Here is a 9,178-nt window from a genome sequence, read left to right as displayed (position 1 = left end):
GGTCAGGCTCGGGGCGGGGTGCTGTCCCGCAGCACGACCTCGAGGGGCAGCGCCGAGGGCTGCCATTCCTCGGCCGAGGTGGCCTCAAGCGCCTGTTCGCCCACCCGCTCGAGCGGCACGTGAACCGTCGTGATGCCGGGCACGATGTCGCGGCCCGCGGCGATGTCGTCGAAGCCCGCGACCGCGATGTCGGCGCCCGGGGTGCGGCCCGCGTCGCGGACGGCCGACAGCGCGCCGATGGCGACGACGTCGGAGATCCCGAACAGCAGGGTTCCCTCGGCCGGCTCGTCGCGCAGCACCTCGCTCGCCGCCTCGTAGCCCGAGTCGCGGCTGATGCCGCCGCGCAGCACGCGCGCCACGCGCCCGCCGCCGTCGGTGAAGCCCTCGGTGAAGCCGGCGACGCGGTCGTCCGAGGTGCGCACTCCCTCGGCGGCGGCGAGCACGATCGCCTCGCGGTAGCCGAGGCCGGCGACGCGGGCGCCGAGGTCGCGGGCGCCGGCGCGGTTGTCGAACGCGACGGTGCGCGTACCGGGCAGCCCGGCGCCGAGCGTCACGACCCGTGCGCCGGCCGATGTCGCGTTCTGGAGTTCGCGGATCAGTGGCTCGGGATCCACGGAGTCGTCGCGGGACGTCGCCAGGATGATGCCGCGGGGGCGCTGCCCGCGGAGCGTGCGCACCAGGCGCAGCTCGCGCTCGGGGTCGCGTTCGGTGATCGCGATCGTGGTGATCAGCCCGGCGGCCTCGGCCGCACGGGTCACGCCCGCGGCGAGCTGCCCGAAGTAGGGGTCGGCGATGTCCGCCACGAGCAGGGCGACCACGGCGGACGTGCCGCGCGCGGTGGTCTGCGCCGACAGGTTTGCCGTGTAGCCGAGGCGCTCGGCGGCGGCCTCGACGCGCACCCGGAAGTCGTCCGCGACGCGGCGCTGCGATCCGTTCAGCACGCGCGACGCCGTGGCGAGCGACACCCCCGCCTCGAGCGCCACGTCGCCCAGGGTCGGAACCCGGGCAGGCGGCGTCGTGACGGGGGTCTCTGACATGGGATAGAGCCTAGAGCCGCGGGGGCTCAGCCGAGGTGCGGCGCGACGGCCCGGGCGAAGCCGTCGATCGTGCGACGCACCGCCTCGGCGGGCGGCGTGTCCCAGATCGCCTGGTTGAGCAGCTCGACCTCGATGTCGCCCGTGTAGCCCGCGGCCTCGACCGCGCGCGTCATCGGACCGAAGTCGATCATCCCGTCGCCCGGGTAATGGCGTGAGAGCAGGTTGTCGGCCTCGAGCGGCGTCTTCCAGTCGCACACCTGGTACGTCGCGATGCGCCCCTCGCGGCCCGCGCGCTCGATCTTCGCGAGCACGTCCGGATCCCACCACAGGTGGAAGGTGTCGACCGTCACGCCGACCACGGCCGGATCGAAGTCGGCCGCGATGTCGAGCGCCTGATCGAGCGTCGACAGCACGGAGCGATCCGAGGCGTACATGGGATGCAGCGGCTCGAGCGCGAGGGTGACCCCCGCGGCCTGCGCGTCGGGGGCGAGCTCGGCCACCGCGTCGCGCACCCGCTGGCGCGCGCCCGGAAGGTCGCGCGATCCGTCGGGGAGGCCGCCGACCACGAGCACGAGGACCGCCCGCGAGCCCGGCGCCCCCGCGGCGGCGAGCGTCGCGGTCTCCTCGATCGCGCGGCGGTTGTCGTCGATCGCGGCCCGGCGATCCGGGCCCTCGACCGCCGTGAACCATCCGCCGCGGCAGTGCGTCGAGTACCGCAGGCCCCAGTCGGCGAGCATCCGCGCCGACTCCGCGAGGCCGGCATCCTGCACCTGCTCGCGCCAGAGGCCGATGGCGCCGATGCCCGCATCGGCGGTCACGCGCAGCGCCTCGGCGACCGTCGTGTGCTTGATCGTCGCCTGGTTGATCGAGAGGCGGGGGTGGACGCTCATCGCGCGACTCCGTTCAGCTGCAGCAGGCCGTGCCAGCGCTCGGCCGCCAGTTCGGGCCGCTCGAGGGCGCGCGAGGCGTTCGCGAGGCGGACGATCTCGGACAGGTGCGGCAGGCTGCGGGCGGAGTGAAGGCCGCCCACCATCTGGAACGCCGGCTGGTGGCCGTTCAGCCACGACAGGAACGCGACGCCCGTCTTGTAGTAGTACGTCGGCGCGGCGAACACCTGCCGGCTGAGCTGCTCGGTGGGCCCGAGCAGTCGCAGGTACTCGTCGGGGTCGCCGGAATCGAGCGCCTGGATGGCCGCGGAGGCGACGGGCGTGATCGCCGCGAAGGCGCCGAGCAGGGCGTCGGAGTGCGTCCGCGTCGTCCCCTCCGAGCGCTCCGGCTGCGTCGCATCCGGCACATCCGCCCCGCCGATCAGGCCGACGTAGTTGAAGTCGTCGCCCGTGAACATCCGGACGTCCTCGGGAAGGCGCTCGCGCACCCAGACCTCGCTCGCGGAGTCGAGCAGGCTCATCTTCACGCCCGAGACCTTGCCGGGGTTCTCCTCGATGATGCGCAGCAGGATGCGCGACGCGTCGCGCCAGTCGCGCGAGCCGAAGTACCCGGCGAGCTCGGGATCGAAGGCCTCGCCGAGCCAGTGGAGGACGACCGGTGTGGTCGCCGACTGCAGCACCGCGCCGTAGACGCGCAGGTAGTCGGCGGCCGACGTCGCCGCGCGGGCGAGGTGCCGGCTGCACATCAGCACGGGGCCGGCGCCCTGCTCCTCGGTGTCGTGGAGCTGCGTCTTGTACGCGTCGATGATGGCCGCGAGCGAGATGACGGGCTCGTCCACGTGGTCGGTGTTGACGCCGACGACGACGGATCCGCCCTCCTCGCGCGCGACCTCGGCGCTGCGGCGGATCAGCTCGCGCACCGCCGCGGCGTCGAGACCCATGTTGCGCTGTGCGGTGTCCATGGCATCGGCGACGCCGAGGCCCCACGAGTACACGTTGCGGCGGAAGCCGAGCGTCGCATCCCAGTCGATCTCGGCCGGACGGCCGGGGGTGTTGTCGGCCCACGCGACCGGCACGACGTGCGCGGCGGCGTAGGCGACGCGCGAGCGCAGCCCGGCCGTGGGCTTCGCGAACGAGGCGCCCGCCGTGAGCTCCTCGCGGGTGACGGTGCCGTCGGTGCCGAGCAGGGTGAGGGCGTCCATCACAGGCTCAGCGGGTCGAGGGCGACCTTGGCGCCGCTGCGGCTCGACTCGAGTCCCGCCTGTGCGAGCTGCACGCCGCGCGCGCCGGCGAGCAGGTCGAAGGCGTAGTCGGTGCCCAGCGCGTAGCTGGTGAGGTACTCCTCCCACTGCTGGCGGAAGCCGTTGAGGAACACGTCGTTGGCGGGAACCGGCTGCCAATCGGCGTCGTAGTCGTGGGAGTCCTCGAGATCCGGGTTCCAGACCGGCTTGGGCGTCGCGTTGCGGTGCTGGATCTTCGCCTTGTGCAGGCCGACCACGGCCGAGCCGTGGGTGCCGTCGACGTGGAACTCGACGAGCTCGCCGCGGTCGACGCGCGTCGTCCAGCTCGAGTTGATCTGCGCCACGACGCCGCCCTCGAGTTCGAAGACGCCGTAGGCGGCGTCCTCGGCCGTCGCGTCGTAGCGCTCGCCCTTCTCGTCCCAGCGCTCGGGGATGTGGATCGACGCGTGTGCGTAGACCGACTTCACCTCGCCAAACAGGTTCTCCAGCACGTAGTTCCAGTGCGGGAACATGTCGACGATGATGCCGCCGCCGTCCTCGGCCCGGTAGTTCCAGCTGGGGCGCTGCGCGACCTGCCAGTCGCCCTCGAACACCCAGTAGCCGAACTCGCCGCGCACCGAGAGGATCCGGCCGAAGAAGCCCGAGTCGATCAGGCGCTTCAGCTTCTGCAGCCCCGGCAGGTAGAGCTTGTCGTGCACGACGCCGGTCTTGACGCCGGCCTCGGCGGCGAGGCGCGCCAGCTCGAGGGCCTCCTCGACGGTCTCGGCGGTCGGCTTCTCGGTGTAGATCGCCTTGCCGGCGGCGATCGCCTTGCGCAGCGCCGCGGCGCGCGCCTTGGTGACGAGGAAGTCGGCGTAGATCTCCCACCGCGAGTCGGCGAGCGCGCTGTCGAGGTCGGTCGTCCAGTCGTCGATGCCGTGCTGCGCCGCGATCTCCGCGAGCTTCGCCTCGCTGCGTCCGACGAGCAGTGGGCGCACGGTGACCTTCGAGCCGTCGGGCAGCTCGATGCCGCCCTGGTCGCGGATGGCCAGGATCGACCGCACGAGGTGCTGGCGGTAGCCCATGCGTCCCGAGACGCCGTTCATGATGATGCCGATCTCGCGGACGGCGGTGCTCTCAGTCACGGTGTGTGCTTCCTTGCTCTCCGACCCGCGTCGGTGCGGGTGATGTGTGGCTTCGTGGGTCGCGCTTCGTGTATGGGTAAGCGCTTTCCGACATCGAGTGTTCCATGAGCCGGGGGACTGCGCAAGCCCGCCGGCTCCGTTCGGTCCGCAGGGGATCAGGCCGTGACGGACGCCGATCCCCGCGCAGACTCTGCGGTGGTGATCGGCACCGAGACGAACCGGACGCCCTGCGGCGGCAGCGTGATGCGCTCGACGGCGGCGCCGCTCTCGGAATCGGTGCCGGCGAGCGACACCTCGACGTGCTCGTCGCTGTGATTGATGAGCGTGACGAGGTCGCCGCGGCGCGCGGCCTCCACCCCGGGTGGCAGCTCGTCGACCACGGGGCGCACCCCGGAGGCCTCGATCACCGCACCGATGACGGCATCCAGGCCTTCCGCGACCGGCTGGGTCGCCACGTACCAGGCCTCGCCCGCGCCGTGGCGATGCCGAGTGAGGGCCGGTGAGCCCGCGGCGGGCCCATCGGAGAATGTCGCGACGACCTCCGCGCCCGTCGCGTGCACGCGCTCGGCCACGAGGCGGCCGCGATGTGCGCCGCCCGCCACGCGGAAGCCCGCGGTGGTCGTCGGCCCGCCGCTGCGCGCGGACTGCGCGCCGACGCCCGTTCCGCCGGTCGCCGCGCCCGGAAGCGCACCGAAGTCCTCGAAGCGCACGCCGAGCACGGGGCCCAGTTGGGTGAGGAACCCGCCGTCGCGGAACTGGTCGTGCTCGTCGACGATGTCGGTGAACGGGCCCGTCAGCAGTGTGCCGCCCGCCGCCACGAAGCGGCCGAGCGCCGCTCCGCCCTCATCGCGCAGCAGGTAGAGCGCGGGCGCCACGACCAGGTCGTAGCCGTCGTCCACCTCCTCGGGGGCGACGATGTCGACCATCAGCCCGCGGCGGTGAAGCGCGCCGTACCACTCGAGCGACAGCGCGAGGTAGTCGATCTCGGTCGGGTGGTCGCGCTCCTCGACGGCCCACCAGTTCTCCCAGTCGAAGACGAGTGCGACGCGGGCATCGCGTCCGGGCGCGGGCAGCTCGGGCAACGCTGCGAGGCGCGCGCCGAGCTCGGTCACCGCGTCCCAGGTGCGGGTCTGCGTGCCCGCGTGGGGGAGCATCGCCGAGTGGAACTTCTCGCTGCCGGCGCGGGACTGGCGCCACTGGAAGAACATGATGCCGTCGGCGCCGCGCCCGATCGACTGCGCCGTCTCCGCCATCAGGACGCCGGGCCGCTTGCCGGGATTCGACGGGCGCCAGTTGACGGCATCCGTCGCCTGCTCCCACAGCAGCCACGGCACGCCCGGCTTGAGCGAGCGCACGAGGTCGCGCTGGAACGCCGAGTCGCGCACGCGGTTCGGATTGGCGGGATCCGGATAGCAGTCGTCCGCGATCACATCCATGTGGGGTGCCCACCGGCGGTAGTCGGCCGGCTTGAACGCGCCCATGAAGTTGGTCGTGATGGGCTGGGTGGCGCCGCCGTCGAGCAGGATGCGCCGCTCCATGAGGTAGCACTCGAGCAGCATGTCGGACGTGAACCGGCGGAAGTCGAGCATCGACGACGGATTGTGGCTGTACGGCGCGAGTCGCGGCGGGAAGATCTCCTCGAAGGACCCGTATCGCTGCGACCAGAAGCTTGTGCCCCACGCCTCGTTCAGGGCGTCTATCGTCTCGTATCGCCCGCGCAGCCACACGCGGTACGCGTCGCGTGCGGCGTCGGAGAAGTCCATCGGCAGGTGGCAGCCGAACTCGTTGCCCACGTGCCACATCACAACCGCGGGGTGCTGGGCGTAGCGCTCGGCGAGCCGGCGCACGAGCTCGCCCGCGAGGCGGCGGTAGGTCGGCGACGACGGAGCGAAGTGCTGCCGGCTGCCGGGCCAGTACGAGGCCCCGCTCTCGTCGGCGGGAAGAGTCTCGGGGTAGCGCGCACTCACCCACGGCGGCGGCGACGCGGTGGCCGTGGCGAGGTTCACCGCGATCCCGCCGGCGTGGAGCTTGTCGATCACGGTGTCGAGCCACGCGAAGTCCCACACGTCCTCGGACGGCTGGATGCGCGACCACGCGAAGATCCCGAGGCTGACGATGTTCACGCCTGCCTCCTGCATCAGGCGGACGTCGTCGTCCCACACCCGCTCTGGCCACTGGTCGGGGTTGTAGTCGGCGCCGTACAGCACGGGCGGCTCCTGTCCTCTCGGATCGGTCGGGAAGTGGGTGCGCGGGAGGCCGCGCGTCGCGTCAGGCGGGGCGCTGCCGGCGCACCGGGATGGCGACCACCGCGAACGCCGCACAGCCGAGCGCGACGAGCAGCAGCGGCGGCAGCATCCAGGTGACGACGCCGACGAACACCACGGTCGCGGCCATATACAGCGCGCCGACGGGATCCGCCGCGATCGCGGCCGGGATGGCGCGTACGGCCGCGCGCCATCCGGTCTCGGGCGTCCAGGCGCCGGCCGCCGCGAGCAGGGCGACGCCCAGCGCGACGGCCCCGGCCCATCCGACGATTGCGATCGCGGCGCCGCCCGGCAGCGCGCCCGAACCCGCGAGGTCGATGTCGAGTGCCAGCACGAGGGCGAGCGCGACCCCGGCGACCCCGACGACCAGGCCGCCGGGCAGGGCCGCGCGCCAGTCGCGCCAGAACAGGCGCGCGTGTGACGCCTCGGCGTCGGCGTAGCGATGAAGGTGCCGGATGCCGGCCGCCAGCGCCGCGGGGAGTGTCACCACGACAAGGCCGCCCGCGGCGACGAGCAGGCCCGTGAACAGCACCTCGCCGAACAGCGCGAACCCGCCTGTCGCGCCCGGGTGGCGGCGCGGCGCGCGCTCCTCGAGCGTCGGGCCGCTGCCCGAGGCATCGGCGCGGCGCGCGGCCCGCAGTTCCCGGCGGTCCATCGCCTCAGCCCTTCAGGCCCTGGGTCGCGACCCCGTCGACCAGGAAGCGCTGGAAGACGAGGAAGAACAGCAGCACGGGCACCAGCGCGATGAAGCTGGCCGTGACCGTCGCGCCGTAGTCGCTCGACGACGTCTGGTCGTTGTACAGGCGCAGCGCGATAGGCAGCGGGTAATTGTCGGGGCTCGTCAGATACAGCAGGGGCCCGAGGAAGTCGTTCCACGACCAGATGAACGCGAAGATCGAGCACGTGATCAGCGCCGGCTTCACGAGCGGCAGGATGATCGACCAGAAGATCCGGACGTGGCCCGCACCGTCGATGCGCGCCGCCTCGTCCATGTCGCGCGGCATCTGCCGCATGAACTGCACGAGCAGGAAGACGAAGAACGCCTCGGTCGCCAGGAACTTCGGCAGCAGCAGCGGCCAGAAGGTGTCGACCATGTCGAGCCGGTTGAAGATGATGTACTGCGGGATGATCACGACGTGGAACGGCAGCAGCAGCGTGCCGATCATCGCCGCGAACAGCACTCCCAGTCCCTTGAACTGGATGCGCGCGAACGCGTAGGCGGCGAGCGAGCTGGAGATGACGGTGCCGATCACCGAGGCGACCGCGATGAGCAGCGAGTTCGCGTAGAACCGCCACATCGGCACGCCCGCGATTCCCTCGAGCACCTTGATGTAGTTGTCGATCGTCGGCGACTGGGGGAGCAGCCCGGGGTTCTGACCGAACTCGGCGTTCGGCTTGAACGTCGAGAACAGCAGCCACACGAGCGGGTACAGCACCACGGCGGTGAGGGCGAGCAGGACGACCAGCCAGACGACGGTCTGCCAGGTCTTGCGCGTGACGCGGCGACGGGGCGCCGGCGGGGCGACCATCGTCTGCTGCGCGGCGAACACCGGGGTCGATGCAGCGCCCGAGGTGGTGGCGGCGTTGGAAGTGCTCATCGGTTCTCTCCGGCGTAGTGGACCCAGGAGCGCTGGGTGCGGAACAGGATGAAGGCGATGATCGCGACCACGATCAGCAGCACCCACGCGATCGCGGCCGCGTATCCCATCTGTCCGTCGGCGAAGCCGCGCTTGTAGAGGTACAGGGTGATGAAGTTGGTCATTCCCGCGGGGCCACCCGATCCGTTCGAGATGATGTACGCCGACGCGAACACCTGGAAGGCGCCGATCAGGCCCAGCAGCAGGTTGAAGAAGATGACGGGCGACAGCATCGGCAGCGTCACCGCGCGGAACCGGTGCCACGCGTTCGCGCCGTCCATCTCGGCCGCCTCGTACAGCTCCTTCGGGATCTGCTTCAGGCCGGCGAGGAAGATCACCATCGTCGAGCCGAACTGCCAGACCGCCAGCAGGATCATCGCCGGAAGGACGAGGCTCGGGTTGCCGACCCAGCCGCCGAGGTCGATCCCCAGCACGCTGAGCGAGTTGTCAACCGGGCCGTCGTTGCCGAACATCGCGCGCCAGACGATCGCGACCGAGACGGATCCGCCGATCAGCGAGGGCGCGTAGAAGGCCGAGCGGAAGAAGCCGGCGCCCCGGTCGCGGTAGTTCAGCAGCATCGCGATCGCGAGCGCCGCGGCGAGGGTGATCGGGGTGCCGACGAGCACGTAGACGAGCGTGATCTGCGCCGACTGGATGAAGTTGGGGTCGGATGTGAACATCCGGACGTAGTTGTCGAAGCCGATCCAGCGGGGCGGCGCGAAGATGTTGTACGCCGTGAACGAGAGGTAGAGCGAGTACACCATCGGCACGATGGTGAGTCCGAAGAAGCCGATCAGCCACGGCACGAGGAACCCGTATCCTGCGAGCGTCTCCCGTCGCATCCGGCGCCGCTGGCCCGGTCGGTCGAGGTGCTCCGGTCGGTTCCTGCGGATCAGCGACCGGCGGGCCGATCGCTGTCCGGTCACGATGACTCTGGTGGCGGTGGTGCTCACGAGGCGCTCTCCGTTGGGGCTCGAGGGGGTGGGGC

8 protein-coding genes are annotated in these 9,178 nt (G+C 71.5%); all 8 read right to left on the bottom strand.

Features of this window, described 5'->3' with window-relative positions; all coding sequences use genetic code 11:
- Nucleotides 1-2: 2 nt before the first annotated feature.
- Nucleotides 3-1,037, bottom strand: coding sequence for a LacI family DNA-binding transcriptional regulator (locus tag IR155_RS15250; protein WP_135115642.1), 1,035 nt, complete (start codon nt 1,035-1,037; stop codon nt 3-5).
- A 26-nt stretch (nt 1,038-1,063) separates the two neighbouring features.
- Complete coding sequence (locus IR155_RS15245) at nt 1,064-1,927, bottom strand: sugar phosphate isomerase/epimerase family protein (protein ID WP_135115641.1); 864 nt, start codon at nt 1,925-1,927, stop codon at nt 1,064-1,066.
- Nucleotides 1,924-3,126 carry a dihydrodipicolinate synthase family protein gene (locus IR155_RS15240; protein WP_135115640.1) on the bottom strand — a complete coding sequence of 401 codons (1,203 nt, stop codon included), beginning with the start codon at nt 3,124-3,126 and terminating at the stop codon, nt 1,924-1,926. The genes IR155_RS15245 and IR155_RS15240 overlap by 4 nt, the downstream gene beginning before the upstream one ends.
- Nucleotides 3,126-4,250 (bottom strand): Gfo/Idh/MocA family protein, encoded by a 1,125-nt coding sequence (locus IR155_RS15235; protein WP_135115643.1) that lies wholly within the window; start codon nt 4,248-4,250, stop codon nt 3,126-3,128. Before IR155_RS15235 ends, IR155_RS15240 begins: the two co-directional genes overlap by 1 nt.
- A 194-nt stretch (nt 4,251-4,444) precedes the next feature.
- Nucleotides 4,445-6,496 (bottom strand): beta-galactosidase, encoded by a 2,052-nt coding sequence (locus IR155_RS15230; protein WP_135115639.1) that lies wholly within the window; start codon nt 6,494-6,496, stop codon nt 4,445-4,447.
- 61 nt (nt 6,497-6,557) lie between these two features.
- Nucleotides 6,558-7,208 carry a hypothetical protein gene (locus IR155_RS15225; RefSeq protein ID WP_135115638.1) on the bottom strand — a complete coding sequence of 217 codons (651 nt, stop codon included), beginning with the start codon at nt 7,206-7,208 and terminating at the stop codon, nt 6,558-6,560.
- Between the two features lie 4 nt (nt 7,209-7,212).
- Entirely contained in the window at nt 7,213-8,151 is a 939-nt protein-coding gene (locus tag IR155_RS15220; RefSeq protein ID WP_135115637.1) for a carbohydrate ABC transporter permease, read from the bottom strand.
- Entirely contained in the window at nt 8,148-9,143 is a 996-nt protein-coding gene (locus tag IR155_RS15215) for a carbohydrate ABC transporter permease (protein WP_135115636.1), read from the bottom strand. Before IR155_RS15215 ends, IR155_RS15220 begins: the two co-directional genes overlap by 4 nt.
- Nucleotides 9,144-9,178 lie beyond the last annotated feature (35 nt).

It is taken from the genome of Microbacterium paludicola, assembly GCF_015235415.1.
Taxonomy (GTDB): domain Bacteria; phylum Actinomycetota; class Actinomycetes; order Actinomycetales; family Microbacteriaceae; genus Microbacterium; species Microbacterium paludicola.
Note: the sequence above shows the minus strand (reverse complement) of the source record. Positions and strands in the feature narration are given on the sequence as shown.

Excerpts from the sequence above, each read along its gene's own strand:
- IR155_RS15240 (WP_135115640.1), bottom strand. The coding sequence starts at position 3,126 with ATGGACGCCCTCACCCTGCTCGGCACCGACGGCACCGTCACCCGCGAG.
- IR155_RS15250 (WP_135115642.1), bottom strand. The coding sequence starts at position 1,037 with ATGTCAGAGACCCCCGTCACGACGCCGCCTGCCCGGGTTCCGACCCTG.
- IR155_RS15225 (WP_135115638.1), bottom strand. The coding sequence starts at position 7,208 with ATGGACCGCCGGGAACTGCGGGCCGCGCGCCGCGCCGATGCCTCGGGC.
- IR155_RS15245 (WP_135115641.1), bottom strand. The coding sequence starts at position 1,927 with ATGAGCGTCCACCCCCGCCTCTCGATCAACCAGGCGACGATCAAGCAC.
- IR155_RS15235 (WP_135115643.1), bottom strand. The coding sequence starts at position 4,250 with ATGAACGGCGTCTCGGGACGCATGGGCTACCGCCAGCACCTCGTGCGG.
- IR155_RS15220 (WP_135115637.1), bottom strand. The coding sequence starts at position 8,151 with ATGAGCACTTCCAACGCCGCCACCACCTCGGGCGCTGCATCGACCCCG.